Annotated in this window: 20 protein-coding genes; 8 read left to right on the top strand and 12 right to left on the bottom strand. The window is 70.8% G+C overall.

What is annotated here, in order from left to right; all coding sequences use genetic code 11:
- The first annotated feature begins 46 nt into the window (after nucleotides 1–46).
- From LH076_RS06655 to LH076_RS06640, 4 genes are read left to right on the top strand one after another with little or no spacing between them, the layout of a single operon-like run.
- The gene (locus LH076_RS06655) at nucleotides 47–1816 is read left to right on the top strand and encodes a DUF1800 domain-containing protein (protein ID WP_227783202.1); all 1770 of its coding nucleotides are present in this window, start codon (nucleotides 47–49) and stop codon (nucleotides 1814–1816) included.
- A 7-nt stretch (nucleotides 1817–1823) separates the two neighbouring features.
- On the top strand, nucleotides 1824–3155 hold the full coding sequence (locus tag LH076_RS06650) for a DUF1501 domain-containing protein (RefSeq protein WP_227783201.1): 1332 nt from the start codon (nucleotides 1824–1826) through the stop codon (nucleotides 3153–3155).
- 38 nt (nucleotides 3156–3193) lie between these two features.
- Nucleotides 3194–7702: an ATP-dependent helicase gene (locus LH076_RS06645; protein WP_227783200.1), complete on the top strand. Its 4509-nt coding sequence runs from the start codon at nucleotides 3194–3196 to the stop codon at nucleotides 7700–7702.
- An 18-nt stretch (nucleotides 7703–7720) separates the two neighbouring features.
- A complete protein-coding gene (locus tag LH076_RS06640) occupies nucleotides 7721–8503 on the top strand; it encodes a DNA-formamidopyrimidine glycosylase family protein (protein WP_227783199.1) in 783 nt (260 codons plus the stop codon).
- Here LH076_RS06640 and LH076_RS06635 read toward each other — a convergent pair.
- From LH076_RS06635 to LH076_RS06615, 5 genes are read right to left on the bottom strand one after another with little or no spacing between them, the layout of a single operon-like run.
- On the bottom strand, nucleotides 8494–9150 hold the full coding sequence (locus LH076_RS06635; protein ID WP_227783198.1) for a histidine phosphatase family protein: 657 nt from the start codon (nucleotides 9148–9150) through the stop codon (nucleotides 8494–8496). The two genes, LH076_RS06640 and LH076_RS06635, sit on opposite strands and share 10 nt — an antisense overlap.
- Nucleotides 9150–10247 carry a phosphotransferase family protein gene (locus LH076_RS06630; protein WP_227783197.1) on the bottom strand — a complete coding sequence of 366 codons (1098 nt, stop codon included), beginning with the start codon at nucleotides 10245–10247 and terminating at the stop codon, nucleotides 9150–9152. Before LH076_RS06630 ends, LH076_RS06635 begins: the two co-directional genes overlap by 1 nt.
- Nucleotides 10247–11002 carry an SDR family oxidoreductase gene (locus LH076_RS06625; protein ID WP_227783196.1) on the bottom strand — a complete coding sequence of 252 codons (756 nt, stop codon included), beginning with the start codon at nucleotides 11000–11002 and terminating at the stop codon, nucleotides 10247–10249. Before LH076_RS06625 ends, LH076_RS06630 begins: the two co-directional genes overlap by 1 nt.
- Nucleotides 10999–11808, bottom strand: coding sequence for an SDR family NAD(P)-dependent oxidoreductase (locus tag LH076_RS06620; RefSeq protein WP_227783195.1), 810 nt, complete (start codon nucleotides 11806–11808; stop codon nucleotides 10999–11001). The genes LH076_RS06625 and LH076_RS06620 overlap by 4 nt, the downstream gene beginning before the upstream one ends.
- A complete protein-coding gene (locus LH076_RS06615) occupies nucleotides 11805–13028 on the bottom strand; it encodes an acyl-CoA dehydrogenase family protein (RefSeq protein ID WP_227783194.1) in 1224 nt (407 codons plus the stop codon). The genes LH076_RS06620 and LH076_RS06615 overlap by 4 nt, the downstream gene beginning before the upstream one ends.
- Before the next feature lie 68 nt (nucleotides 13029–13096).
- Between LH076_RS06615 and LH076_RS06610 the strand changes: the two genes are divergently transcribed.
- Nucleotides 13097–14326, top strand: a complete 1230-nt coding sequence (locus tag LH076_RS06610; protein ID WP_227783193.1) for a serine/threonine-protein kinase — start codon at nucleotides 13097–13099, stop codon at nucleotides 14324–14326.
- 22 nt (nucleotides 14327–14348) lie between these two features.
- Here LH076_RS06610 and LH076_RS06605 read toward each other — a convergent pair whose 3' ends face one another.
- Nucleotides 14349–15782: a glyceraldehyde-3-phosphate dehydrogenase gene (locus LH076_RS06605; protein WP_227783192.1), complete on the bottom strand. Its 1434-nt coding sequence runs from the start codon at nucleotides 15780–15782 to the stop codon at nucleotides 14349–14351.
- 85 nt (nucleotides 15783–15867) lie between these two features.
- Here LH076_RS06605 and LH076_RS06600 point away from each other — a divergent pair, with 85 nt between their 5' ends.
- Nucleotides 15868–16533 (top strand): potassium channel family protein, encoded by a 666-nt coding sequence (locus LH076_RS06600; protein ID WP_227783191.1) that lies wholly within the window; start codon nucleotides 15868–15870, stop codon nucleotides 16531–16533.
- Here the strand turns inward: LH076_RS06600 and LH076_RS06595 are convergent.
- Genes LH076_RS06595 through xylA form a run of 3 tightly spaced genes read right to left on the bottom strand, consistent with a single transcriptional unit; the run spans nucleotide 16512 to nucleotide 20304 of the window.
- Nucleotides 16512–17762, bottom strand: a complete 1251-nt coding sequence (locus LH076_RS06595; protein WP_227783190.1) for a D-arabinono-1,4-lactone oxidase — start codon at nucleotides 17760–17762, stop codon at nucleotides 16512–16514. The two genes, LH076_RS06600 and LH076_RS06595, sit on opposite strands and share 22 nt — an antisense overlap.
- Nucleotides 17759–19147, bottom strand: coding sequence for a xylulokinase (gene xylB / locus LH076_RS06590; protein WP_227783189.1), 1389 nt, complete (start codon nucleotides 19145–19147; stop codon nucleotides 17759–17761). The genes LH076_RS06595 and xylB overlap by 4 nt, the downstream gene beginning before the upstream one ends.
- The gene (gene xylA, locus LH076_RS06585; protein ID WP_227783188.1) at nucleotides 19144–20304 is read right to left on the bottom strand and encodes a xylose isomerase; all 1161 of its coding nucleotides are present in this window, start codon (nucleotides 20302–20304) and stop codon (nucleotides 19144–19146) included. The genes xylB and xylA overlap by 4 nt, the downstream gene beginning before the upstream one ends.
- A 67-nt stretch (nucleotides 20305–20371) precedes the next feature.
- Here xylA and LH076_RS06580 point away from each other — a divergent pair, with 67 nt between their 5' ends.
- Both LH076_RS06580 and LH076_RS06575 read left to right on the top strand, forming a co-directional pair.
- A complete protein-coding gene (locus LH076_RS06580) occupies nucleotides 20372–21541 on the top strand; it encodes an ROK family transcriptional regulator (protein WP_227783187.1) in 1170 nt (389 codons plus the stop codon).
- The gene (locus LH076_RS06575; RefSeq protein ID WP_227783186.1) at nucleotides 21538–22503 is read left to right on the top strand and encodes an aldose epimerase family protein; all 966 of its coding nucleotides are present in this window, start codon (nucleotides 21538–21540) and stop codon (nucleotides 22501–22503) included. The genes LH076_RS06580 and LH076_RS06575 overlap by 4 nt, the downstream gene beginning before the upstream one ends.
- Here LH076_RS06575 and LH076_RS06570 read toward each other — a convergent pair.
- Genes LH076_RS06570 through LH076_RS06560 form a run of 3 tightly spaced genes read right to left on the bottom strand, consistent with a single transcriptional unit; the run spans nucleotide 22469 to nucleotide 26726 of the window.
- Nucleotides 22469–24877: a glycoside hydrolase family 3 N-terminal domain-containing protein gene (locus tag LH076_RS06570; protein WP_227783185.1), complete on the bottom strand. Its 2409-nt coding sequence runs from the start codon at nucleotides 24875–24877 to the stop codon at nucleotides 22469–22471. The genes LH076_RS06575 and LH076_RS06570 overlap by 35 nt on opposite strands.
- A complete protein-coding gene (locus tag LH076_RS06565; protein ID WP_227783184.1) occupies nucleotides 24874–25770 on the bottom strand; it encodes a carbohydrate ABC transporter permease in 897 nt (298 codons plus the stop codon). Before LH076_RS06565 ends, LH076_RS06570 begins: the two co-directional genes overlap by 4 nt.
- Nucleotides 25767–26726, bottom strand: a complete 960-nt coding sequence (locus tag LH076_RS06560; protein ID WP_227783183.1) for a carbohydrate ABC transporter permease — start codon at nucleotides 26724–26726, stop codon at nucleotides 25767–25769. The genes LH076_RS06565 and LH076_RS06560 overlap by 4 nt, the downstream gene beginning before the upstream one ends.
- Nucleotides 26727–26732 lie beyond the last annotated feature (6 nt).

Below are 26732 nucleotides of genomic sequence, written 5' to 3'. Positions count from 1 at the left end.
CCGGTGACGATTCAGAATCGCTCCCGAGCTCGCCGACAGTAGACACATGGTGGACACACCGATCTCGGGAGGCCTCGCACGCGTGCTGTCGCGCGCGGGCGTACCGACGCTTGCCGGCGCAGCCGCATGGCTGGGACTTGCCGAGCCGGCCTCCGCCACGAAGGCGAAGAAGAAGCGCAAGAAGGCACGCAAGAAGGCCCGCGCCGCAGCGAAGCGAGCAAAGGCGAGGGCGAAGGCCAAGGCGAAGGCCCAGGCGAAGGCCGCAGCCACGAAGGCCGCCCAGGCAACGCCCCCGGCGCCGGCAACTCCGACGCCGGTCCCGGCCACCCCCACTCCCGCCCCCACGACGACCGACATGGCGACCGACACCGCGACCACAAGCGTCGACGTCGCGCACATGTGCGCTCGTTTCACCGGCGGCTGGACGGCCGCGCAGGCCGCCGAGATGACCGCCGCCGGAGGGTCACTGGCGTGGTTCGACCAGCAGCTCACACCGGCCGCGATCGCCGAGTCGAGCGCCGCAACCGCCGCCGCGTCGTGGTACACCCTCCTCTCCGACACGCCGGCCGAGCGGAAGGCCAGCGAGCAGGCCCAGTCGGCCGGCAGCTGGGAGTACGGCCTCGCCCTGGGCAACCTGGCCCTGATGCGCCGCCTGACCAGCAAGCGCCAGGTCTTCGAGGCGATGGTGGAGTTCCTCTCCGACCACCTGCATGTCCCGGTCACCGCCGACGGCTGGTACTGGCGGCAGGACTACGACGCGATCATCCGCGCAGGCGCCCTCGGCTCGTTCAGCGACCTCCTCACCAAGGCCAGCCTGAGCGGGGCGATGCTCACCTATCTCGGCACCGCCACCTCGACCGCCACTGCGGTCAACGAGAACCAGGCCCGTGAGCTGCTCGAGCTCCACACCGTCGGCGTGGGCTTCTACAGCGAGGCCGACGTCAAGGCCACGGCCAAGCTGCTCTCGGGCTGGACCTGCAACGCCTGGTCCAACCCGCCGGTCTGGGACCCGACGTACGTCGACAGCAGGCACAACAAGACCGCGGTCTCCGTCCAGGGCTTCACCTCCGACGGTTCGGGGCAGGGTGGTCAGACCGCGAAGGACTTCCTCGCCCACCTCGCGCGCCACCCCAACACCGCCCGTCGGTTGATGACCAAGCTCGCCACACGGTTCGTCTCCGACTCCCCCAGCGCCGCCCTCATCGCGGACCTGACCGCCGTCTACCAGGCCAACGACACCGACCTGTCGGCGGTGCTTCGGGCTCTGGTGCGCCACCCCGAGTTCAGCGCCTCGATGCACGCCAAGGTCCGCACCCCGATGGGTGACTTCGTCGCCACCATGCGCGCGCTCGGCATCACCGTGCAGGCACCGGCCGCATCCGACGACGCCGCCCACACCCTCGCCTACGGATACGCCGGCGGCATCCCGTACAGCTGGCCCCGGCCGGACGGGCGCCCCGACACGGCCGACGCCTACACCTCCGGCGGCCGGATGATCGCCACCTTCCGCACCCACGCCTGCCTGCTCGGCGGCTGGTGGCCCACCGGGAGGATCACCTACCGCGATCCCGGCGACTTCGTGCCCGACCTCAGCAACGGCACGACCACCGTGGCCGGCTACGCCCACTTCGCCGCCCAGAAGCTGCTCGGCCGCGACGTCGACGCCACCACGGTGTCCGCCTTCGCCGAGGCCCTCGGCATGACCCCCACCACCGTCCTCAAGCCCGGCAGCTGGCAGGTCACCGCACTCAGCGACTGGCTCGGCATCCGTGCGCTGTCCATCCTGTTGGACCACCCCCTCCACCTGACCTACTGAGGCCCCGATGACGAACCCCGACTCCTGCTGCGACGAGGCGACCCTCGTACTGAGCCGTCGCCGTCTCCTCGCGGCGGCCGGCCTCACCGCCGGTGCCGCCGCGGTCACGTCCGTCTTCGGCGACACCCTGCGCAACGTCGCCTACGCCGGCGCGCCCTCAGCCACCGGCAACGTGCTCGTCGTCCTCTCGCTGCGCGGCGCGATCGACGGCATGGGCGTCGTCGTGCCGCACGGCGACCCGGCGTACTACGCCAAACGCCCGGTCATCGCGATCCCCAAGGCCAACCTGATCTGCGCCGACTCGATGTTCGGCCTGCACCCCGCGCTCGCGCCCTTGGCCAAGTACTGGACCAGCGGCGAGTTCGCGGCCGTGACCGCCACCGGCATGATCCGACCCAACCGCAGCCACTTCTCCGCGATGGAGGCGATCGAGGACGCCGACCCGACCTCGACCCTGCGCCAGGGCTGGGTCAACCGTCTCGTCGAGCTCGGCAGCAGCGCCGACGACCCGCTCTCGGCCACCTTCCTCGGCTCGACCACGGCACCCACCCTGACGAGCGGATCGGTCGACACGCTCGCGGCTGACAGGCTCGCCGACCTCACCCTCACCGGTGCCGTGCCAGGGTCCGACGACGCCACCTGGCAGGCCCATCGCCGCAGCTCCCTCGGGAGCGTCTGGAACACGATCCCCAGCAGCGTGCCGGCCCGCACGGCCACCATGCTCCGCGCCGGTGCGACGAGCGCCCTCTCGATCACCAGCCGCCTCACCTCGACCGCGACGGCGACGTACGCCCCGGCCAACGGCGCCGTCTATCCGACCGCCTGGCCCGCGACCGACCTGGGTGCGGCACTCAAGGACACCGCCCAGCTGATCAAGTCCGGCGTCGGAGTCGAGACCGTCGCACTCGACTACGGTTCCTGGGACTTCCACACCGACTACGGCACCCTCACCTCAGGTGGGATGGCCCGCAACCTCACCGCCCTCGCGAGCGCGCTCGACGCGTTCCTCACCGACCTCGGCACCGAGCGCAAGCGCGTCACGGTGGTGACGATCAGCGAGTTCGGCCGCCGCCTCACCGAGAACTCCGCGCACGGCCTCGACCACGGCTGGGGAAACATGATGCTCCTCTTCGGCGCCGGCGTCCGCGGCGGCCGGTACTACGGCACGTGGCCCACGCTCAGCACCCCGAGCTCCAGCCTGGTGGACGACGACCTCCAGGTCACCACCGACTACCGCGACGTCCTCGCCGACGTCATCTCCTCGCGATTCCCCGGGCGCTCCCCCTCGGCCCTCTTCGGCTCCGACTACACCCGCACCACCCTCGGCCTCATGTCCTGATCCCTCCACCTGTCGGTGGCGTGAGCAAGGATGGGCCTGTGCCACTCAGCAGGTTCAGCGAGCCCACGCGGGCGTGGTTCGAGGCTGCCTTCGAAGCCCCGACACCGGCGCAGGCCGGAGCCTGGGAGGCCATCGGCCACGGGAGGCATGCGCTGGTCGTCGCGCCGACCGGATCCGGCAAGACGCTGTCGGCGTTCCTCTGGGCGCTTGACCGGCTGCTGACGACGCCCACCCCCGAGAAGACCGAGCGCACCCGCGTCCTCTACCTCAGCCCGCTCAAGGCGCTCGGCACCGACGTGGAGCGCAACCTCCGCGCGCCACTCGCCGGGATCCGACATACGGCCGACCGGCTCGGCACCACCGTCAGTGACGTGCGCGTCGGGATCCGCTCCGGAGACACGCCGGCCAACGACCGACGCAAGCTCATCGCGACGCCGCCCGACATCCTCATCACGACGCCGGAGTCGCTCTTCCTGATGCTCACCAGCCAGGCCCGGGAGACGCTGCGGCACGTCGAGACCGTCATCGTCGATGAGATCCACGCGGTCGCCGGCACGAAGCGCGGCGCCCATCTCGCCCTCACCCTCGAGCGGCTCGACGTGCTCCTCCCCCAGCCGGCACAGCGGATCGGCCTCTCCGCCACGGTCCGGCCGCTCGACGAGGTGGCACGCTTCCTCGGCGGCGCCGCGCCCGTCGAGATCGTCGCGCCGCCCGCCACCAAGAGCTGGGACCTCAAGGTCGTGGTGCCGATCGAGGACATGACGGCCCCCGAGGAGTACGACGGCGAGGGCGACGATCCGAGCCGGTCGAGCTCGATCTGGCCGCACGTCGAGGAGCAGGTCGCGGCGCTCATCGCGGAGCACCGCTCCACGATCGTCTTCGCGAACTCCCGCCGACTGGCCGAGCGCCTGACGGCACGGCTCAACGAGATCGCGTCCAACGGTGAGATCCCAGGGCCGCCTGCTGCTGTGATGGCACAGTCCGGGGTTTCGAGGCTCGCTTCGCTCGCACCTCAACCAGCGGCGGCGGAGCTCCCCCCGCTGATCGCGCGCGCCCACCACGGCTCGGTGTCGAAGGAGGAGCGCGCCCAGATCGAGGACGACCTCAAGTCCGGTCGGCTCCCGGCCGTCGTGGCGACGAGCAGCCTCGAGCTCGGCATCGACATGGGTGCGGTGGATCTGGTCATCCAGATCGAGGCACCGCCGAGCATCGCGTCTGCCCTGCAGCGGATCGGCCGCGCAGGTCACCAGGTCGGAGAGACCAGCCACGGCGTGCTCTTCCCCAAGCACCGTGGCGATCTCGTGCCGACGGCCGTCACCGTGCAGCGCATGCGTGAGGGCGCGATCGAGTCGCTCAGTGTGCCGGCCAACCCGCTCGACGTCCTCGCCCAGCAGATCGTCGCCATGACAGCGCTCGACCCGTGGCCGGTCGACGAGCTCTTCGACGCGGTGCGGCGGGCGGCGCCGTACACCCAACTGCCGCGCAGCGCGTTCGAGGCGACCCTCGACCTGCTGGCCGGGCGCTACCCGAGTGAGGAGTTCGCCGAGCTGCGGCCGCGCGTCGTCTGGGACCGAGCAAGCAACACACTCACCGGCAGGCCGGGCTCACAGCGGCTCGCCGTCACCAGCGGGGGCACCATCCCCGACCGCGGCCTCTTCGCGGTCTACCTCGTCGGTGAGGGCACCGGCCGACGCGTCGGGGAGCTCGACGAGGAGATGGTCTACGAGTCGCGGGTCGGCGACGTCTTCGCACTCGGCGCCACCAGCTGGCGGATCCAGGAGATCACGCACGACCGGGTGATCGTCACGCCCGCACCGGGAGTGCCCGGGCGGCTGCCGTTCTGGAAGGGCGACAGCCTCGGCCGCCCCGTCGAGCTCGGCGAGGCGATCGGTTCCTTCACCCGCACCCTCGCCGCGCTGCCGAGGGAGAAGGCCGTCGCGCAGGCACGCGAGGGTGGACTCGACGAGTACGCCGCCACCAACTTGGTCAACTACCTCGCCGAGCAGTCCGAGGCGACGCGGGTCGTGCCCAGCGACACCACGATCCTGATCGAACGCTTCCGCGACGAGCTCGGCGACTGGCGCCTCGTACTGCACTCCCCCTACGGCACGCCCGTCCACGAGCCGTGGGCCCTGGCGATCGAGGCCCGGCTGCGCGAGCGCTACGGCCTGGGTGCCGGCGGCGGACTCGCGGTCGCCTCCGACGACGGCATCGTGATCCGCATCCCCGACACCGAGACCGACCAGCCGCCCGGTGCCGAGCTGGTCCTCTTCGAGCCCGACGAGATCGAGGCGCTCGTCACCGAGGAGGTGACGGGGTCGGCCCTCTTCGCGTCGCGCTTCCGCGAGTGTGCCGCGCGGGCCCTGCTGCTCCCCCGCCGCGACCCCGGCCGGCGCAGTCCGCTGTGGCAGCAGCGCCAGCGCTCGGCCGCGCTCCTCGCCGTCGCCGGCCGTTACCCGACCTTCCCGATCGTGCTCGAGGCGGTGCGCGAGTGCCTGCGCGCCGTCTACGACCTGCCCGCGCTCATCCAGCTCCTGAAGCGCGTGCAGCGCCGCGAGATCACCGTCGCCGAGGTCGCCACCTCCGCGCCGTCGCCGTACGCGCGTGCCCTCCTCTTCCGGTACGTCGGCCAGTTCATGTACGAGGGTGACGCCCCTGTGGCCGAGCGCCGGGCCGCGGCCCTCACGCTCGACCAGGGCCTGCTCGCCGAGCTGCTCGGGCGGGCCGAGCTGCGCGAGCTCCTCGACCCGACGGTGCTCGACGAGCTGGAGCTCGAACTGCAGCGGCTGGCGCCGGAACGGCGGGCCCGCAACGCCGAGCAGCTCATCGACATGATCCGCCTGATCGGCCCGCTGTCCGGCCACGAGATCGAGGCCCGGAGTGACGGCGACGCGAGCGCCTGGCTCACGGAGCTGGAGGCGACCCGGCGGATCGTCGAGGTCCGGGTCGCCGGCGAAGCACGGTGGGCGGTCGTCGAGGACACCGGCCGGCTTCGCGATGCACTCGGAACCCCAGTCCCTGCTGGCGTTCCTGCGGTCTTCGCCGAGCCGGTGGAGGAGCCGCTCGGCGACCTGGTCGCCCGCTACGCCCGCTGCCACGGCCCCTTCACCGCCGACGACGTGGCGACCCGCTTCAGGCTGGGTGTCGCTGTGGTCCGACACACCCTGACGCGGCTCAGCGCCACCGGGCGCCTGCTCGAGGGCGAGTTCCGCCCTGCTGGGACCGCAACCGAATGGTGCGACCCCGAGGTCCTACGGATCCTTCGCCGACGCAGCCTTGCCCGCCTGCGACATGAGGTCGAGCCGGTCGAGCCCGCCGCACTCGGCCGCTTCCTGCCGAGCTGGCAGCACGTCGGGAGCAGTCGACTCCGTGGCGTCGACGGAGTCCTCCAGGCCGTCGAGCAGCTCGCCGGCTGCCCCCTGCCCGCCAGCGCACTGGAGACCCTCGTGCTTCCCGGCCGGGTCAGCGACTACGAGCCCAGCATGCTCGACGAGCTCACCACGGCCGGTGAGGTCCTCTGGGCCGGGCATGGCCCGCTCGGCTCGGGTGACGGCTGGGTCTCACTCCATCTCGCCGACACCGCGGCCCTGACCCTGCCGCAGCCCACCGAGCCCGAGAGCGAGCTGGCCACAGCGCTCCTGGAGGCGCTCACGCCCGGCGGCGCCTGGTTCTTCCGTGACCTCGCCTCCTCGCTCGGCCGCTCCGACGACCATGCCCTGGCCGAGGCGCTGTGGGAGCTCGTCTGGGCCGGTCGGATCGGCAACGACAGCCTCGCGCCGCTCCGTGCCCTCACGAAGACGGGCAAGGCGACGCACCGGCCACGCCGGACTCCGCCCCGCGCACGAGCCATGGGGAGGATGGCCAGGCCGAGCCCACGCTTCAGCGTTCCGCAGGCCGCCGGTCGCTGGGCCCTCCTGCCCGCCACCGACACCGACCCGACGAGGCGGGCGCACTACCTGACCGATCAGCTCCTCGAGCGCCACGGCATCCTGACCCGCGGCGCGGTCGCGGCGGAGAACGCACCCGGCGGTTTCGCCGGGCTCTACACGGTCCTCACCGCCTTCGAGGACTCCGGCCGCTGCCGTCGGGGTTACTTCGTCGAGGGTCTCGGGGCCGCGCAGTTCGCCCTGCCCGGCGCGGTCGACAGGCTCCGTGCGACCAGCCCCACCGGCACGGCCCAAGCGCTCGCCGCGACCGATCCGGCCAACCCCTACGGCGCCGCGCTCGCCTGGCCGCCGCCTCGGGACGGCACCGGCCACCGCCCCGGCCGCAAGGCCGGCGCCGTCGTCGTGCTGGTCGACGGCGAGCTCGTCCTCTACGTCGAGAAGGGCGGTCGCACCCTGCTCTCCTGGACCGAGGACCCCGAGCAGCTCAAGGCCGCCACCACCGAGCTCGCGGCCGTCGCCCACCGCGGCGCGCTCGGACGGGTCACCCTCGAGAAGGCCGACGGCGAGCAGCTCCTGGGCGCGAAGACCCCACTGAGAGAGGCGCTCGGAGAGGCCGGTTTCTCCAGCACGCCCAGGGGCCTGAGGCTGCGCGATGGGTGACGGCGATGGGTGACAGCGATGCCTGAGGGGGACATGGTCTGGAAGACGGCCCGGACACTCGACCGCGCCCTCGCCGGGCATGCCCTCACCCGCACCGACTTCCGTGTCCCCCGATTCGCGACGGTCGACCTCAGCGGCGAGATCGTGACCGGCACGACGACGTACGGCAAGAACCTGCTCACCCACATCGGCGACGACTGGACGCTCCACACCCACCTCAAGATGGACGGCGTCTGGCGCGCGATCCCAGTGGGGCAACGCTGGCCGAGCCCCGCACACACGGTGCGAGTCGTCCTCGAAACCGCCGCCACGCAGGCGCTCGGCATCCTGCTCGGCGTCGTCGAGCTGCTGCCCCGGGCCCAAGAGCCCAGCGTCTACAGGGATCTGGGCCCTGACCTGCTCTCGCCGGAGTGGACCGCCGACAACGAGGCCGAGGCCGTACGTCGGCTGCGACTCCTCGACGACATGGCCATCTTCGACGCGCTCCGCGACCAGCGTGCCGTCGCTGGGCTCGGCACGATCTGGGCGGCCGAGACGCTCTACGCCATGGGCGTCCATCCGCAGACGACGGTCCGCGCAGTCGACGAGCGGCTCCCCCGGATGATGCAGATCGGCCGGCTCAAGCTGAAGGAGTCGATCCGCACGCGCCGGCCACCGGAGAACGCTGTCTACGGTCGCGACCGTCGGCCCTGCCACCGCTGCGGCACGATGGTCGTGCGGATCAGCATGGGCGAGCCCGAAGGAAGGCCGCGGCCGGCGTACTTCTGCCCGCACTGCCAGCCCGACCCGGCTCAGCGGTAGGTGACCAGCGCCCGCTCGTGCTCCAGGTGCGGATAGGCGTTGTACGTCGACAGCGTCAGTCCTGCACGGCCGCTGATCACCTTGGTCACCGCGGTGTTGACCGCGACGCGGTTGAGCCGCATCCAGAGCGACGGATCGCCCGTGAGCAGCGACGAGGCCGCCAGTGCGATCGGGCCGCCCGACGTCACGACCAGCACGTTCTCGCCCGCTGCGGCGCTGCGCTCGGCCGCTGCTCCGACCCGCGCGACGAAGGCGGAGAAGCTCTCGTCGTACTCGTGGTCTGCGGCCCCGCCTGACCAGCGGCTCGTCGCCTGCTCGAAGAAGGCCTGCACATCACCACCGGTGTCGAGGGCCTCACCGCTGGCGTGGTGGACGTCGATGACGTGGCCGAAGTCGAACTCGTCCCAGCCGGCGTCCACCTCGACCGGCACCCCGTCTGCCGCACCACCGAGACCCTCGAGGATCCCCTCGAGGGTCTCCCGGTGGCGCCGCATCTCGCCGCGGACGATCCGCTCGGGGACGAGCCCGCGAGCGGCGAGGCTGCGCCCGAGGAGCCGGGACTGCTCGTGTCCCAGCGTCGAGAGCACGTCGTAGTCATCGGCGCCGAACGAGGCCTGCCCGTGCCGGACGAGGTGCAGCACACCCATCAGAAGTGCCCGGCCGGCTCGGCGCCGATCAGGGCGCGTGACCGCTCCTCGAGCAGGTTGACCATCATCCAGAACGGCTCGAACCGCTTGTTGGTCGTCTGCCCGTGGTGGAAGCGGTAGTAGATCTGCTGGGCGATGCCCGCGAGCCGGAAGAGCCCGAAGACCTCGTAGAAGGTCCACTGCTCGGGCGTCACGCTGAGGCCTGCCCGCTCGCAGTAGTAGGCGACGACCTCAGCACGGGTGAGCATGCCCGGCGTGGTGGTCGGCTGCATCCGCAGCAGCTGCATCGCGTCGTCGTCACCGGCCTCGATCCAGTAGGCCAGCGAGCTGCCGAGGTCCATCAGCGGGTCGCCGACGGTCGCGAGCTCCCAGTCCAGCAGGGCGATCGGGCGCGTCGGATCGGCGTCGTCGTACACGACGTTGTCGAAGCGGAAGTCGTTGTGGATGAGGCACTCCGCGACGTCGGCAGGCTGGTTGGCCTCGAGCCAGGCGATGACGGGCGCCCAGTCCCCGACGTTCGGCGTGATCGCCTTCCGATAGCGCTCGGTCCACCCGGAGACCTGACGGGCGACATAGCCGTCGCCCTTGCCGAGGCTGCCGAGGCCGGCCGCCGCCGGGTCGACGGCGTGCAGCGCGACGAGGAGGTCGAGGGTGTTCGTGCAGACATCGCGCACCTGGGACTCGGTCAGGGGCCGGGTGAAGTCCATCCGCGGGATCGAGCCCACGACCCGCTCCATCACGTAGAACTCCGAACCGATGACGCTCTCGTCCGAGCAGTGGCCGACCATCGGAGCGACGTACGGGAAGACGGGCGCGAGCGCGGACTGGATCCGGAACTCGCGACCCATGTCGTGGGCGCCCTTGGCCTTCGTGCCCGCCGGCGGGCGGCGGAGGATCAGGTCGCGGGCGGGATAGCGGAGCAGGTAGGTCAGGTTGGAGGCGCCACCGGAGAACTGGCGCACGTCGGGCACGCCCGTGCCCCATGCCTCACCGTCGGCATGGGCACGAAGCCACGCGTCGACCGCCACGACGTCGAAGGCGTCCTCGTCCCTCACCGGCCGTGCGCCGGCGACCTCACCGGGCTTGTCGTCAGCCATCAGAAGAGCTTGCGGACGACGGACATGGGCGCGTTCTTCAACGCGAAGCCGATCGGCACCCACGGCCACGACGGCACGTAGGCCTTCTGCTTGCGCTTCTCGATCGCCTCCACCATGGCCGCGACTCCCGTCTTGGTGTCGACCATGAACTTGGTCTGCTGCGCGACCTTCTCGTTCATCTCCGAGCGGATGTAGCCCGGGTAGATGATCGAGACGTCGATGCCCTTGGCCTTCACGTTCTCGTTGATCAGGCCCTCGGCGAGTGCGGCGACACCGGCCTTGGTGGCGGCGTACGTCGTGATCGTCTTGCGCATGCCACGCAGGGCCGAGATCGAGCTGATCATCACCAGGTGACCGGCGCCCTGGGCGCGGAAGATCTCCATCGCGGCCTCGGTCTGGGCCAGCGCAGCGACGAAGTTCGTCATCGCGGTCTGCTTGTTGGCGTCGTACCGCCCGGTGCCGAGCGGCGCACCCTTGCCCAGCCCGGCATTGATCACGACGCGGTCGAGGGTCCCGAAGTCGGCCGCGAACTCGCGGAAGACGCGGAAGACGGCCTCGTCGTCGTTGACGTCGAGCGCCTTCACCTCGACGCGCAGGCCCGGGTGAGCACCGGTGAGCTCCGCGGCGAGCGCCTCGAGCCGCTCGGTGCGCCGCGCGCACAGGCCGAGGTCGTAGCCGAGGTCGGCGAACTGGCGCGCCATCTCCTCACCCAGCCCCGAGCTCGCGCCGGTGATGAGGATCGTTCCCTTGCTCATGACGTCTCCTTCTGGTTGCGCGTCGTGATGGCCTGCAGGCGTGCGCCGAACTTCCGCTGCGCCCGGTCGTAGAGGGGGCGCGCGAAGCGCTTGGTCATCACGGCCCTGCGCGCCGCCTTGTCGGGAAGGATGACCATCCGCTTCGCATCGATCCCCTTCATCACCTCGGCGGCGACCTGCGTCGCGTCGAGCGGCGCCCGCTCGATCAGGCGGGCGGCCACCTTGTCGAGGGCCGTGTCCGAGCCGTGCAGCGAGGAGGCGAGGTTGGTGCGGAAGAAACCGGGGCACACCGCCGAGACCGCAATGCCGAACGGCGCCAGCTCGTACGAGAGCGACTCGCTCAGCGCCACGACACCGGCCTTGACCGCCGTGTAGGAGGCCATCGCCGGCGGGTGGACGAGCCCGGCGAGGCTTGCGGTGTTGACGATCTGGCCACTCCCCGCGGCCTTCATCATCGGCGTGAAGGTGCGACATCCACGCACCACGCCCAGCAGATTGATGTCGATGACGCCCTGCCACTCCTCGAGCGTCACGACGTCGATCCTGCCGCCGGTCGCGATGCCCGCGTTGTTCACCAGGACGTCGAGCCCGCCCCACTGCTGCTCGACCCAGGCGCGCGCAGACTCCCAGTCCTCGTCCGACGTCACGTCGAGCTTGAGGTAGGAAGCACCGGTGCCGTCGTACGTCGACACCCGGTCGGTCACGAGGACTCGGTCACCCCGGGCGAGGAACTCGGCGGCGAGGGCTGCGCCGAGCCCGGAGGCGCCGCCGGTGATCAGGACCGTCCGGCCTGCGCGGGCGCTCATCGCGAGGCCCCGTGCTTCATCAGCTCGAGCCTCGCGACCATGCCGAGATGCACCTCATCGGGGCCGTCCGCGAAACGCAGCGACCGCGCACCCGTCCATGCGGCGGCGAGCGGGAAGTCGTCGGTGAGCCCGGCGCCGCCGTGGATCTGCATCGCGAAGTCGATCACGTCGAGTGCCATCCGAGGCGCGGCGACCTTGATCTGCGAGACCTCGCTGATCGCGTTCATCGGACCACCGACGTCGAGCTTCCAGGCGGCGTTGAGCACCAGGAGTCGGGTCGACTCGATCGCGATCCGCGCCTCGGCGAGGCGCTCGCGGTTGCCGCCGAGGTTCATCAACGGCTTGCCGAAGGCCTGCCGCGACGTGCCGCGCACGACCGCAAGCTCGAGCGCCTTCTCGGCCAGCCCGATCAGGCGCATGCAGTGGTGGACGCGGCCGGGGCCGAGCCGTCCCTGCGCGATCGCGAAGGCCTCGCCGAGCCCCGAGATCACGTTGCCCTGCGGCACGCGCACGTCGGTGAGCGAGACCTCTCCGTGCCCGTGCGGCTCGTCGAAGTACCCCATCGTCGTGAGCATCCGCTCGACCGTCACGCCGGGGGTTGAGCGGGGCACGAGGATCATCGAGTGCCGGTGGTGGCGATCGGCCTCGGGGGCCGAGAGCGCCATCACGATGAGGATCTCGCAGTCGGGATGGCCGACGCCGGTGGAGAACCACTTGGTGCCGTTGAGCACGACCTCGTCACCGTCCAGGACCGCGGTGAGCTCCATGTTGGTCGCGTCGGAGGAGGCGACCGCAGGCTCGGTCATGAGGAAGGCGCTGCGGATCCGGCCGTCGAGCAGCGGCTCGAGCCACTCCTCCTTCTGCAAGTCCGATCCGTAGCGCAGCAGCACCTCCATGTTGCCGGTGTCGGGCGCGTTGCAGTTGAAGACGTACGGCGCGATGAACGAACGTCCGGTCTGCTCGGCGATGGGCGTATAGTCCACGTTCGAGAGCCCGCCATGGTCCTCAGGGAGGAAGAGGTTCCACAGGCCCTGGGCCCGTGCCTTGGCCTGGAGCTCGCGCATCACGGGGAGCTCCAGCCAGTTCTCGCCCTGCCCCGCCGCCCGGCGCTGCGCGATCTCCCGGTGATAGTCGGCCTCGACCGGCTCGATCTCGGTGGCGATGAACTCCGTGACCTGGCCGAGCAGCTCTTGGGCGCGGGCGGAGAGGGTGACGTCCATGCCCTGACGATCCCACAACTGATTCGGTGGGGATCGTCATGGGTCGGCGGGGTATCTCCCGTTGCGATATGGACGACGGACGCGTGGTCGGGCGGCGCTACCTGCTCGGTGAGGCCCTCGGTCGTGGCGGGACGGCAGATGTCTACCGCGCCACGGACCGGTTGCTGGAGCGCCCGGTGGCCGTCAAGGTGCTCCGCGAGAGCCCCGACGACCGCCGCGACCGCGCCCGCTTCGAGCTCGAGGCCCGCACGCTGGCCGGGCTCTCGCACCCACACCTCGTCCCCGTCCTCGACGCCGGCATGGTCAACCTCGGGGCGGACGAGCGCCCGTACCTCGTGATGGAGCTGGTCGAGGGACCGACGCTGCGCGAGCTCATCCAGCGTGGTCCGATGGCGCCTGACCGCGTGCGTCTGATCGGCAGTCAGGTCGCCGACGCCCTGGCCTACGCCCACGCGCGCGGCATCGTGCACCGCGACGTGAAGCCCGGCAACGTGCTCATCGGCCGCGACGACCAGTCCAAGCTCGTCGACTTCGGCATCGCGAGGCTCATGGGCGACACCGCCCGCCACACCCAGACCGGCATCGCGATCGGCACCGCGGCCTACGTCTCACCCGAGCAGGTCCGCGCCCAGGCGATCACCGAGGCCACCGACATCTACTCCCTCGGCCTGGTGCTGCTCGAGGCGCTCACCGGTGTCCGGGCCTTCCCCGGTCCCGCGGCCGAGGCCGCGATCGCCCGCCTTACCCGGCACCCGCATATCCCGTCCGAGCTGCCGGTGGAGTGGCGCACGCTGTTGACCTACATGACGGCGTACCGACCCGTCGAGCGGCCCTCGGCCGAGGAGGTGGCGGCGCGCCTGCGCGGCGCTCCCGGCCAGACCGGTCGGTACGCCGTCGTGCCGGCCGCCCCCGCGGCCCCACCGCCCCAGCTCGAGCCTGTCCGAGGTCGGCGGCGGCTGCGTTCGTTCTTCGTGACCGGGACCGCGATCGCCGGGCTGGCCGCCGCAGCGGCGGTCGCCTTCGGCGCGGTCCAGCCCTCAGGCGATGCCGACGACGTCAGCCCGACGACCCCGGACCAGGTGATCGCGCCGGCGCCGACCGCACCCGCGGTCAGCCCGGCAGCCGAGGTCGTCCCCGCCACCACCTCCACGCAGTCCCACCGCGCGTCGCGCCCGGCGCCGCAGGCCAAGGCGAAGGCCAAGGCCAAGGGCCACGGCCACGCGAAGGCGAAGACCAAGGTGGTGGAGGCCAAGCACGGCAAGGCCAAGGGCAAGGGGAAGGGTCACAAGAAGCACTGACCCCGGCGCCGGCCGCCCGGCCTCAGGACTTCGGCAGCTCCGGGTACTCAACACCCGAGATCTGCTGGATGACCCGCAGCACCTGGGTCGAGTAGCCGAACTCGTTGTCGTACCAGAGGTAGAGGATCGCGTTGTCGTCGTTGACGATCAGCGCGTTGCCGTCCACGACCGTCGCCGCCCGGGAGCCGATGAAGTCCGTCGACACGGCGTCGGCGGCCGAGGTGAAGTCGATCGCGCGCTTGAGCGGCCCCTCGAGCGAGGCCTGGCGCAGGGTCGCGAAGACCTCGTCGCGGGTCGTCGCCTGCTTCAGGTTGAGGTTGAGCACCGCCATCGACACGTCCGGCGTGGGCACGCGGATCGCGTTGCCGGAGATGGTGGCCTCGAGGTTGGGCAGCGCCTTCTTGATCGCGGAGGCGGCACCGGTCTCGACGATGACGAGGTTGAGCGGCGCGGACCGGCCGCGACGGTCGGCCTTGTGGTAGTTGTCCAGCAGGTTCTGGTCGTTGGTGAAGGAGTGCACAGTCTCGACGTGACCGGACCGGATGCCGAACGCGTCCTCCATCGCCTTGATCGCCGGCACGACGGCGTTCGTCGTGCATGAGGCGCAGGAGAGGATCCGCTCGGCGGGGTCGATGCCCTCGTGGTTGACGCCGTGGACGATGTTGGGGATGTCGCCCTTGCCCGGCGCGGTCAGGACGACCTTGTCGACCCCGGGGCGGAGGTGCTGGCTGAGCCCTTCACGGTCACGCCAGCGGCCGGTGTTGTCGATCAGGATCGCGTCGTTGATGCCGTACGCCGTGTAGTCGACGTCGGACGGGTCGGAGGCGTAGATGAACCGGATCGCGTTGCCGTTGGCGATGATCGTCGAGTTCTCCTCGTCGATCGTGATCGAGCCGTTGAAGTGGCCGTGGATCGAGTCGCGGCGGAAGAGCGAGGCGCGCTTCACGAGGTCGTTCTCGCCGCCCTTGCGCACCACGACGGCGCGCAGGCGCAGGCCGTTGCCGGAGCCGGCCTTCTCGACGAGGAGCCGCGCGACCAGGCGGCCGATGCGGCCGAAGCCGTAGAGCACGACGTCCTTGCCGCCGACGTCGGCGAGCTTGTTCTCCCCGGTGGCGTCGGCGAGCTCGCGGGCGACGTACTCCTCGACGGAGAGGCCCTCGTCGCTTGCGGCGTAGGCGACGGCGAGACGGCCGATGTCGATCGTCGCGGCGCCGAGGTCGAGGGCGGCGACCGCCTGCAGGATAGCAGACGTGTCGTCGATCGAGAGCTCATAGCCCTCGATGTGGCGGACGAAGCGGTGCGTGCGCAGGACGTCGATGGCCGACTTGTTGACCAGCGAGCGGCTGTGGATGCGGATGGTCACGTCGCGCTCGCGGTAGAGCCGTCCCACGATCGGGATCATCGCCTCAGCGAGCTCCTGCGCGTGCTGCCAGTCAGAGAAGTGGTCCTGAGTCACGTGCGCAAACGGTAGGGCTTGGCACCGAGATCACGAATTGGCGCGGTCCAATTTTCCGATGGGTGGGTTTGGGATGATGCGTGGCATGAGACCTGTCGAGGCCGTCCGCCAGCACCCCTCGGCCGTCCTTCTCATCGGCCAGCTCGCGGCGATCCTGCTGTGGCCGTTCCTCCAGGGCTCGACGGCCGGGCGCGTCGGGCTCGGCGTGCTGCAGTTGCTCCTCGTCTTCACGGCCGTGGCCGCTGTACGCCGGACGCCGGCGCTCAACTGGATCGCAGTCCTCTTCGGTGTGCCCGCGATGGTCTTCGCGGTCTGGGAGGCCGTCTCCCCGGGGGCCGACTGGGTGGTGCTGGTCTCGGCCACGCTGCACGTGCCGTTCTACCTCTTCGTCTCCTACGCACTGCTTCGCTACCTCTTCCACGACGACGAGGTCACGCGCGACGAACTCTTCGCCACCGCGGCCGCGTTCACCGTCGTGGCATGGGCGTTCGCGTACCTCTACGCGGCGGTCCAGGTCGTCTGGCCGGGGTCGTACGGCGACGACCAGAGTTGGTTCAACCTGCTCTTCCTCTCCTTCACCACGATGACCTCGGTGGGGCTCTCCGACATCGTGCCGGTGCTTCCCCATGCCCGGTCGGTGACGATGATCGAGCAGACCGCCGGGGTGTTCTACGTGGCCCTCGTCGTCGCACGGCTCGTCGCGCTGGCCCGGCCCAGGCGCGATGAACGTCAGGCGCCGCCGTCTGACTGACCGCCGAACACGCGCGCGGTCCACGCGTTGACGAAGCGGCCGGACGGGTCGAACCGCGCGGCCAGCTGGAGGAAGTCGGTCATGCGCGGGTAGAGCGGCCCAAGCTGTGGTGCCGTGGCGTCGAAGACCTTGCCCCAGTGGGGGCGTGCGCCGAGCGGGAGCAACCGCACCTCGAGGCGCGGCAACAGCGCGGCCACCTGGGCCGGACGCTTGAGCCACGTGAAGTGGATCGCCAGCGCGTCGGTGTCGTAGGCGCCACTCAGCCAGAGCTGGTCGGCTGCGATCGTGCGGAGCTCCGTCACGTGCAGAAGCGGCTCGATCTCGTCGGCGAGTTGGCGCACGCCCGCCAGCGCCCGGGCGGCCTGGGCCCTGGGCACGAGGTACTCGGTCTGGAGCTCGTCGCCGCTGCTCGGCAGGAACCCATGGCGGAAGTGCGGGATCCGCTCGTGCCACGGCCCGGGCTCGCCGAGCTGGGGCGTGGTCAGGGAGGCGTCCATGCCGGGAATCATGTGGCGCTGCTCGGCCGCCGGGGTCAGTCCGTCGATGATCGCGGGCACCGAGCCGCGCTCCTTCGTCCAGACCTGGCCGACCTCCTCGCCCGTCCAGCGCGTGAAGACGGAGACCGAGTAGGCCGAGGCGAGGAGGCGCCACGGGTCCTCGAGCAGCCGCTGCCACGTCAGCCCCTCGTGGACGGCCTGGGAGACGTCGTATGCCTCGACGGTGTCGAGCTCGACGACCGTCACGATCCCGAGCGCTCCGACGGCGACCACGGCACCGTCGAAGTCGGCATCTCCCCTGGCGATCCGGACGACCTGGCCCCGGCCGTCGACGAGCTCCACCGCGCTGACCGCAGCGGCCAGCGAGCCGTTCCTGACGCCGGAGCCGTGGGTGCCGGTGGCGACCGCGCCGGCCACGGAGATGTGCGGAAGGGACGCCATCGAGGCGAGCGCACGACCGCGCTCGTGCAGCCAGAGCGCGAGGTCGCCGTAGAGCATGCCGCCGGGGACACGGACGGTGTCTCCGACCAGCTCCGGCGCTGTGTCGAGTGCGGCGAGGGAGACCAGCACCCCCGCCGAGTCGGCCACGTCGGTGAACGAGTGCCGCGATCCGAGCGCGCGCACCTGCGGCTCGCGGGCGACGATCTCGGCGACCTCGTCGACGGTCGTGGGGCTCAGCACTTCACGCGCGAGGTAGTCGTGGCTGCCCGCCCAGGTCGATCCGGCACTCATCGGATCGTCATATCACGCACGGCGGCGTACTGCGCGCGGACCGACGGGTCGGCAGGAGCGGTGATGGTCTCCGTGCCGGATGCTTCCCAGACTGGGGCCTCGTCGGCTCCGGAGAGGACCCAGGCCGCCTGGCGGGCGGCTCCGTCGGCGACGTACTCCCCCGGTTCTGGCACGACGACGGGGTGTCCGAGGACGACGGGCGCGAGCCGGCGCACCGCCTCGGACTTCGCGCCTCCCCCGATCAGGATCACGCGCTCGACCGCGACGCCTTGGCCGACCATCGCCTCGATGCCGTCGGCGAGCCCGCAGAGGAGCCCCTCGACCGCAGCGCGCGCGAGGTGCGCCGGTGAGGAGGTCGTGAGGGTGAGGCCGTGGACCGCGCCCTTGGCGTGCGGCAGGTTCGGCGTCCGCTCCCCCTCGAGGTAGGGCACCATGACGAGACCGCCGGCGCCGGACGGCGCGCTGAGTGCGAGCTCGGAGAACGACTCGAGGTCCACGCCGAGCAGCTGCGCGGTCGAGGCCAGGACACGCGCGGCGTTGAGCGTCGCGATGAGGGGCAGGTGGTGACCGGTCGCATCCGCGAAGCCGGCCACGGTGCCGCTGGGGTCGTGGGCAGGCGTGGTGGAGACTGCCGAGACGACGCCTGAGGTGCCGATCGAGACGATCACGTCACCGGGGACGGCGCTCAAGCCCAGGGCGGCACCCGCGTTGTCGCCCGCACCGGGACCGAGCAGAGCCCCACCCGGGGTCCGGAGCGCCGACTCGGCCGGGCCGAGAACGCGCGGCAGGATCACGCCGGCACGGCCGAAGGCCCGCTCGACGAGGTCGCGCCGGTAACCGTCCGTGGCCGACCAGTAGCCGGTGCCACTGGCATCGGAGCGATCCGTCACCAGGTCCTCGAGCGAGGTGGAGCCGGAGAGCTTCCACGTCAGCCAGTCGTGGGGCAGGCAGACCGCAGCGACGCGCGCCGCAGCCTCGGGCTCGTGGTCACGAAGCCAACGGAGCTTGGTGATCGTGAAGCTGGCGACCAGCACGGAGCCGACCGCCTCTGCCCACACCTCCGGCCCAAGCTCGGCGTTGAGGTCGGCGGCGGCCTCGGCCGAGCGGGTGTCGTTCCACAGCAGCGCCGGGCGTACGACGTCACCGGCCGCGTCGAGGCAGACCATGCCGTGCTGCTGGCCGCCGACGGCGATGGCCTCGACGTCGTCCAGGCCTCCGGCGGCGGCGATGGCGTTCTGCAGGGCCTCCCACCAGTGGTCGGGGTGGACCTCGGTGCCGTCAGGGTGCGGCGCCGAGCCGGACCGCACGAGGCGGCCCGACTCGGCGTCGCGGATGACGACCTTGCAGGACTGGGTCGAGGAGTCGACCCCGGCGACCAGCGTCACCGGACGCCGAGGAGGTGGTCCATGGCGAGCTGGTCGAGCTGCTCGAACGCGAAGCCGTGCTTGGCCATCGCGTCGATGTCGAAGCTCTCCTCGCGCACGGACGCGAGCGACTCACCCTCGGCGAGCGTCGGGGTCGCGAGCTCATCCAGGCCGGAGCGCTCCATGGCCGCCTTGACCTCGGGGTCGGCGCGGAAGGCCGCAGCACGCTCCTTGAAGATCAGGTAGTTCCGGATGCAACCGGCGGCCGAGGCGAAGACGCCCTCCTCGTCCTCGGTCCGCGGCGGCTTGAAGTCGAAGTGACGAGGGCCGGTGTAGCCGCTGGACTCGAGCAGGTCGACGAGGTTGAACGCACCGCGCAGGTTGCCCGCGCCGAAGCGGAGGTCCTGGTCGAAACGCGGGCCGTGCTGGCCGTTGAGGTCGATGTGGAAGAGCTTGCCGTGCCACAGCGCCTGCGCGACGCCGGCCGCGAAGTTGAGACCGGCCATCTCCTCATGGCCCACCTCCGGGTTGAGACCGACCATCTCGGAGTCCTCGAGGGACTCGATGAAGGCGAGGGCGTGACCGATCGTCGGGAGCAGGATGTCCCCGCGGGGCTCGTTGGGCTTCGGCTCGATCGCGAAGCGAAGGTCGTAGCCCTGCTCCTTGACGTACGCCGTCAGGGTGTTGAAGCCCTCGCGGAACCGGTCCAGCGCGTCGCCGATGTTCTTCGCAAAGTTGCTCTCGGCGCCCTCACGGCCGCCCCAGAAGACGTAGGTCTCGGCGCCCAGCTCGGCCGCGAGGTCGATGTTCTTGGCGATCTTGCCGAGGGCGAAACGACGCACGCGACGGTCGTTGCTGGTGAAGCCACCGTCCTTGAAGATCGGGTGGCTGAAGGTGTTGGTCGTGACCATCGGGACCTTGAGGCCGTGGGCGTCCACCGCATCGCGGAAGCTCTTGATCGCAGCCTCGCGGGCGCCCTGGTCGGCGTCGAACGCGAAGACGTCGTTGTCGTGGAAGGTGACACCGTAGGCGCCGATCTCGGCCAGCCTGCCGACCGCGTGGGCCGGGTCCATCGCGGGGCGGGTGGCGCCGCCGAAGACGTCGACCCCCTCCCAGCCGACGGTCCAGAGACCGAAGGTGAACTTGTCCTCGGGGGTGGCCTTGTACTCCGTCGCCATGACGATTCCTTTCGGTCGACGGCGTCACTGCCGTCCTTTAGGTCAGGTTTTGGACTAATATACCCACATGGTGACCCGGAGCACACCCCTGTTGCCCGTCCAGCATGCCGGGATGCGCGCGAGCAACCTCGCCCTCGTGCTCGGCGCGATCGCCGACCACACCCCGGCCACACGGGCCCAGGTCGCCGTGCTGACCGGCCTCACGAAGTCGTCCGTGTCCGGACTCGTGGCAGACCTCCTCGCTGCGCGTCTCGTCGCTGAGACGTCGACGGTGTCCGCGGGTGACCGCGGGCGCCCCGGCACGGCGCTCGCACTCAGCCCGCAGGGCCTTGCTGGCCTGGGCCTCGAGATCAACGTGGACTACCTGGCTGCGATGCTGATCGACCTCACCGGCACGGTCCGCTACCGCCACGTCGTCACCGTCGACAACCGCAGGCGCAGCGCGGAGGAGGTCCAGGCGGCGGTGGCGGAGCTCGCGACCGCGGCGGCCGAATCGGCCCGCGAGCAGGGCCTCCCGTTGGCCGGCGCGTCGCTCGCGGTCCCCGGCGTGGTGGAGCCCGCGGGCGTCGTACGGGCACCGAACCTGGGGTGGTCGGACGTGACCCTTGTGCCCGCCGTCCCGGACACTCCGCTGGGCACCACGGTGCACAACGAGGCAGACCTCGCAGCGCTCGGTGAGCTCTGGACCGGCGAGGCCGGACGCGATTTCGTCCACGTCTCGGCCGAAATCGGCATCGGTTCCGGCATCGTGCTCGGTGGTGAGCTCTTCCGCGGCTCCCACGGGCGCGCCGGCGAGCTCGGCCACCTCGTCCTCGACGCGCAGGGCCCGGAGTGCTCGTGCGGCGGCCGTGGCTGCCTCGAACGCCTCGCCGGGCAGGAGGCGATCCTGGCCGCGGCCGGCGTCGACACCCCCGAGGAGCTGTACGCCCGCTGCGTCTCCGGCGACACCGTCGCCCTCGAGGCCGTCGCGGCGGCGGGTGAGCACCTCGGTGTCGCGATCGCGTCGGTGACCAACCTGCTCGACCCCGGCGCCATCGTCCTCGGCGGCCTCTTCGCCGAGCTCTCGACGTGGCTGCTCCCCTCGGTCGGCACCACCCTGCGCCGCCACGGCACCGCGCCTCGTATCGTCGTCTCCCGCCTCGGCACGGAGGCCGCCGTCCGCGGTGCCGCCGGCAGCGTCGTACGCCGGGTGGTCGCTGACCCTGCCTCCTACCTCGCCCTCAGGAGCCCCGCATGACCCGCCTCCAGCTGTCCACCGATGAGCTGCGCCTCGGCCTGCTGAGCCACGGAGCCACGGTGCAGAGCCTCGAGTGCCCGGACCGCGACGGCACCTGGGCCGACGTGATGCTCGGCTTCGACGACCCGTCCGACTACGAGGATGACCACCCGTTCCTGGGTGCGACGGTCGGCCGATACGCCAACAGGATCGCCGCCGGTCGCTTCACCCTCGACGGCGTGCGCCACCAGGTGCCTGTCAACGACGGGCCGAACGCGCTGCACGGCGGCCCCGAGCACTTCGGCCGCCGCGAGTGGGAGGTTCTCGAGCACACCGCGACGAGTGCCACCCTGCGACTGGTCTCGGATGACGGTGACATGGGCTTTCCCGGCCGGCTGGAGGTCACGACGACGTGGAGCGTCGAGGGTGCCGTCGTACGAGAGCACCTGGCCGCGGTGACGGACGCGCCCACCGTGGTCAACCTGACCAACCATGCGTACGTCAACCTGCACGGCGACGCCCGGCGCACTATCGCCGACCACGTGATCACGATCCCGGCCGACGAGTGGATCCCCGTCGACGACACCGCGATCCCCCTCGCCGACTCCCCGGTACCGGTCGCAGGCTCCTATGACCTCCGGGACGGCGTCGTGATCGGCGACGACATCGAGTTCGACCACACCTGGGTGCTCGGCATCCCGGGCGAGCTGAAGACCGCTGCGATCGTCGACGACCCCTGCAGCGGCCGTCGCCTGACGGTGCGCACCACCGAGCCCGGCGTGCAGTTCTACTCCGGCAACGTCCTCGACGGCTCGTTCCTCGGCAAGGCCGGCGCACCGTTGGTGAAGCGCGCCGGCCTGTGCCTGGAGACCCAGCACTTCCCCGACTCACCGAACCGCCCGGACTTCCCGTCCACGGTCCTGCGACCCGGCGAGCGGTTCGAGTCGGTCACCGAGTGGGAGCTGACTCCACCACGGCAGTGACGACGCGCGGGTCGGACTGGGTGACCCGGTGGACGTCGCCGGTCAGTCGCACCCGCACCCGGTCGACGCGGGCCGTCGGGGGGTCGATGTCGTCGGTCGTCGTCGACGTGTCGGCGATGCCCTCGGCGACGACGCGGTCGACCTTCTCACCGGCGGAGGCGGCGACCCAGATCTCCACGTCGCCCGGCTCCACCACACGCTCCAGAGCCCTGTCGGTGAAGGAGAAACGCCGCGTCGGCACGGTGAACCGCACGACCTTGGACTCCCCCGCCTCGAGCGTCACCCGGGTGTAGCCGAGCAGCTCGACCACGGGCCGGACGACTGAGGCGAGCAGGTCACGTCCGTAGAGCTGTACGACGTCGGTGCCGGCGACCGAGCCGTGGTTGGTGACCCGCACCGAGATCTCGACGCTGCCGTCGGTCGGAGCCTCGGGCGCCGCCGTGAGCTCGCTGTACCCGAAGGACGTGTAGGACAGGCCGAAGCCGAAGGAGCGCACCGGCGTGGGATCCGTGCTCGTCACCTCCGACGGTCCACCGAGGAGCGGCTGGGCGTAGGAGTAGGGCTGGGCGCCCGACGCCCGCGGCAGGCTGACGGGGAGCCTGCCCGACGGGTTGACCGCACCCGAGAGCACGCGGGCGATCGCCGGACCACCCTCCTCGCCGGGGAAGAACGACTGGACGACCGCGGCCGGAACGTCGGCTCCGTCGAGCGCCCACCCGACGACGTACGGGCGGCCGGTGACGAGCACGAGGACGACCGGGGTGCCGGTGGCGACCACGGCCTCGACCAGCTCACGCTGCACGCCCGGGAGGTCGAGCGACTCCGCGTCGTTGCCCTCGCCCACGGTGCCGCGGCCGAAGAGACCGGCCTGGTCGCCCATCACGAGGATCGCCACGTCGGACGAGCTCGCCGCAGCCACCGCGGCCGAGAAGCCGGAGCGGTCCTCGCTCTCCACGTCACACCCGCGTTCCACGACGATCTCGGCGTCGAGCTGGGCGCCGAGCTCTGTGCGCAGCGCCTCGGCGATCGTCGGCACCTCGATGCCGAGCGGGACGTCGGGCGTGTGCACGAGCACGTGGTTGGCGAAGGAGTAGCAGCCCATCAGGGCCTCGGCCCGGTCGGCGTTCGGGCCGATCACGGCGACGCGTGAGGGCGCGTCGCCGTGGCCGGTCCGTAGCGGCAGGACGCCGTTGTTGGAGAGCAGCACCACGGACTCCTCGGCGAGGCGCCGGGCGAGCTCGCGGTGCGTCGGGCTGTCGAGGTCGATCGACTCCGGCGCCTCGAAGTCGACGCCGTCGAGCAGCCCGAGCTCCTCCTTCTGGCTGAGCGCCCGCGACACCGCCCGGTCGATGAGCGACTCGTCGACCGTGCCGGCCCGGACCAGAGCGGCGAGCGGCGCGAGGTACGCGTCACCCGTGGGCAGCTCGATATCGATGCCGGCCTCCAGCGCGAGGGCCGCCGCCTCGCCGCGGTCGGCGGCGATGGCGTGCATGACGGCGAGGAACGCCACGGCGAAGTAGTCCGCGACGACGACGCCGTCGAAGCCCCACTTCTCCCTCAGCAGGCCGGTGAGGAGCTCGGTGTGCGAGGCGACGGGGATGCCGTCGATGTCGGTGTAGGAGTTCATCACCGAGCGCGCGCCACCGTCGAGGAGTGCCATCTCGAACGGCGGCAGGAAGACGTCGGCGAGCTCCCGCGGGCCGGCGGAGACCGGGGCGTGGTTGCGCCCGGCGCGCGAGCCGGAGTAGCCGACGAAGTGCTTCAGCGTGGCGTGCACCCCGCCCGCCTGCAGCCCGCGGACGTACGCCGTCCCGATCGTGCCGACGACGTACGGGTCCTCCGCGATGGCCTCCTCGGTTCGACCCCACCGCGGGTCCCGGATCACGTCGAGCACCGGGGCGAGCCCCTGGTGGATGCCGAGCGCGCGCATGTCGGAGCCGATGAGGTGGGCCATCTCCTCGACCGCGTCGGGGTCGAAGGTCGCACCCCAGGCCAGTGGCGTCGGGAAGGCGGCCGCCTTCCACGCGGCAAGGCCGGTCAGGCACTCCTCGTGCACCAGCGCGGGGATGCCGAGCCGGGTCGACGTACGGAGGCGGCGCTGCTCCGCGGCGAGCCAGGCAGCACGCTCGGCCGGGTCGACCGGGCGGGTGCCATAGACACGGGTGTAGTGGCCGAGTCCGTTCACGGTGGCGTCGGTGAGCTTCGTCGGCAGGCCCGATGTCATCTCGTCTGCCATCGGTGCGACGACCTCGCCACCGTGGTCGACCCAGAAGCCGACGATCTGTGCGAGCTTCTCCTCGAGCGTCATCCGCGCGAGCAGGTCGGCGACTCGGTCCGAGACCTGCGGCATCGCCCGGAGTGGTGTCGACGTCATCCCTTCACCGCTCCCTGGAGACCACCGACGATGCGACGCTCGAAGAGGGTGAAGAAGAGCAGCGCCGGCAGCATCGAGAGCGACGTGAAGGCGAGCACCTTGGCGGTGTCCTGCGAGTACTGGGAGCTGAACTGCTGGACGCCGAGCGGCAGGGTGAAGTTGCCCGGGTCGGCCAGCACGAAGAGCGGCAGCATGTAGCTGTTCCAGCTGGCGACGAAGGTCAGGATGCCCGTCGTCAACAGGCCGGGCAGCGACAGTGGCAGCACCATCCGGGCGAAGAAGGAGAGCCGGCTGCAGCCGTCCACGGCCGCCGCCTCCTCGATCTCCTGCGGGATGGCCTTGAGGAACGGCACCAGGATGATGATGGTCGTCGGCAGCGCGAAGCCGACCTGCGGAAGGATCACGCCGAGCCGGGAGTCGAGCAGGCCCAGGTCCTTGAGCAGCAGGAACAGCGGCGTGATGGCGACGGTGATCGGGAACATCAGGCCCGAGGCGAAGAGCGCGAACATCGCACCTCGACCGCGGAACCGATAGCGGGCGAGCACGTAGCTCGCCGAGATTCCGAAGCCCGCGACCAGGACCGTCGTCGCCGCCGCCACGATCGTCGAGTTCACGAACTCGGTCCAGAACGTCGAGCTGCTCAGGACGTCGCCGTAGTTGGAGAGCCGCCACGGACTCGGTAGGCCGGCCGGACGGACCGTGATCTGCGAGTTGTCCCGGAAGCCGCCGAGGACGATGTAGACCACGGGCGCCAATGTGAGCGCCACGACGACGAGGGCGACGAAGTACGTCGTGGGGCTTCCCCACGCGAGCCTCTCCCCCTTCCTGCGGCGTCGGTTCGGACCGCCGTGGGCGGGGACGTCGGCAGGCGTGTCGAGGACGAGCGTGCTCATCGCGCCTTCCTTCCTTCTGTGGTGCCGTCGGACATGTCGCGACGGAGGATGAGGCGCTGGTAGGCGACCGCGACGATGAGGGAGATGACGAAGAGCGTCACCGCGACCGCGTTGCCGTAGCCGTAGTTACCGGCGAGCTTGCCGTTCTGGTACATGTACGTCGCCATGGTCGAGACGCCCGCGACGCTGGTGTTGTACTGGCCCCAGATGATGTAGACGAGGTCGAAGAGCTGCAGGGCGCCGATGATCGAGAGGAACATCCAGATCCGGATGGTCGGTCCGAGCAGCGGCAGGGTGATCCGCCGCTGCTGCTGCCAGTAGGTGGCACCGTCGATCGAGGCGGCCTCGTAGAGCTCCTCGGGGATGTTCTGCAGGCCCGCCATCAACAGGATGACCGCGAAGCCGATGTACTTCCACGTCAGGATGCCCATCAGCGTCCAGATCGCGAGGTGCGTGTTGCCCATCCAGTCGATGTGCACATGGCCGAAGACATGCAGGCCCGTGAGCAGGTGGTTGATCGCGCCCTGCACGGGGAGCATCAGGCTCCACCCGGTGCCGGCGATCACCTCGGAGACGACCCACGGGACGAAGACCAGGACGCGGATGAGTGAGCGGCCGCGGATCTTCCGGTTGAGCAGCAGCGCGAGCAGGATCGCGATCGGCCCCTGGATGAGCAGTGACAGGATCACGATCTCGGCGTTGTGCCATACGGCGCTGCGGAAGTCGGGGTCGGTCAGGATGACCTTGTAGTTCTGGAACCAGACGAAGTCTGTCGGCGGGCCGTAGCCCTGCCACCGGTAGAAGCCGTAATAGACGGCCATGATCACCGGAAGGATCACGAACGTCAGGAACACGAGGATGGCGGGCCCGGAGAGCAGCGCGATCTCTGCGCGCTGGCCCCACCCGAGCCCACGGCGGCGCGGGAGGGTTCTCGCGCCGCCCTGGGTGGCACTCATGGATCG

The sequence above is a fragment of the Nocardioides sp. Kera G14 genome, assembly GCF_020715565.1.
Taxonomy (GTDB): domain Bacteria; phylum Actinomycetota; class Actinomycetes; order Propionibacteriales; family Nocardioidaceae; genus Nocardioides.
This window is presented reverse-complemented; position numbering and strand designations above follow the sequence as displayed.

Excerpts from the sequence above, each read along its gene's own strand:
- LH076_RS06655 (WP_227783202.1), top strand. The coding sequence starts at position 47 with ATGGTGGACACACCGATCTCGGGAGGCCTCGCACGCGTGCTGTCGCGC.
- LH076_RS06650 (WP_227783201.1), top strand. The coding sequence starts at position 1,824 with ATGACGAACCCCGACTCCTGCTGCGACGAGGCGACCCTCGTACTGAGC.
- LH076_RS06640 (WP_227783199.1), top strand. The coding sequence starts at position 7,721 with ATGCCTGAGGGGGACATGGTCTGGAAGACGGCCCGGACACTCGACCGC.
- LH076_RS06635 (WP_227783198.1), bottom strand. The coding sequence starts at position 9,150 with ATGGGTGTGCTGCACCTCGTCCGGCACGGGCAGGCCTCGTTCGGCGCC.
- LH076_RS06630 (WP_227783197.1), bottom strand. The coding sequence starts at position 10,247 with ATGGCTGACGACAAGCCCGGTGAGGTCGCCGGCGCACGGCCGGTGAGG.
- LH076_RS06625 (WP_227783196.1), bottom strand. The coding sequence starts at position 11,002 with ATGAGCAAGGGAACGATCCTCATCACCGGCGCGAGCTCGGGGCTGGGT.
- LH076_RS06620 (WP_227783195.1), bottom strand. The coding sequence starts at position 11,808 with ATGAGCGCCCGCGCAGGCCGGACGGTCCTGATCACCGGCGGCGCCTCC.
- LH076_RS06615 (WP_227783194.1), bottom strand. The coding sequence starts at position 13,028 with ATGGACGTCACCCTCTCCGCCCGCGCCCAAGAGCTGCTCGGCCAGGTC.
- LH076_RS06610 (WP_227783193.1), top strand. The coding sequence starts at position 13,097 with ATGGACGACGGACGCGTGGTCGGGCGGCGCTACCTGCTCGGTGAGGCC.
- LH076_RS06600 (WP_227783191.1), top strand. The coding sequence starts at position 15,868 with ATGAGACCTGTCGAGGCCGTCCGCCAGCACCCCTCGGCCGTCCTTCTC.
- LH076_RS06595 (WP_227783190.1), bottom strand. The coding sequence starts at position 17,762 with ATGAGTGCCGGATCGACCTGGGCGGGCAGCCACGACTACCTCGCGCGT.
- xylA (WP_227783188.1), bottom strand. The coding sequence starts at position 20,304 with ATGGCGACGGAGTACAAGGCCACCCCCGAGGACAAGTTCACCTTCGGT.
- LH076_RS06580 (WP_227783187.1), top strand. The coding sequence starts at position 20,372 with ATGGTGACCCGGAGCACACCCCTGTTGCCCGTCCAGCATGCCGGGATG.
- LH076_RS06575 (WP_227783186.1), top strand. The coding sequence starts at position 21,538 with ATGACCCGCCTCCAGCTGTCCACCGATGAGCTGCGCCTCGGCCTGCTG.
- LH076_RS06570 (WP_227783185.1), bottom strand. The coding sequence starts at position 24,877 with ATGACGTCGACACCACTCCGGGCGATGCCGCAGGTCTCGGACCGAGTC.
- LH076_RS06565 (WP_227783184.1), bottom strand. The coding sequence starts at position 25,770 with ATGAGCACGCTCGTCCTCGACACGCCTGCCGACGTCCCCGCCCACGGC.
- LH076_RS06560 (WP_227783183.1), bottom strand. The coding sequence starts at position 26,726 with ATGAGTGCCACCCAGGGCGGCGCGAGAACCCTCCCGCGCCGCCGTGGG.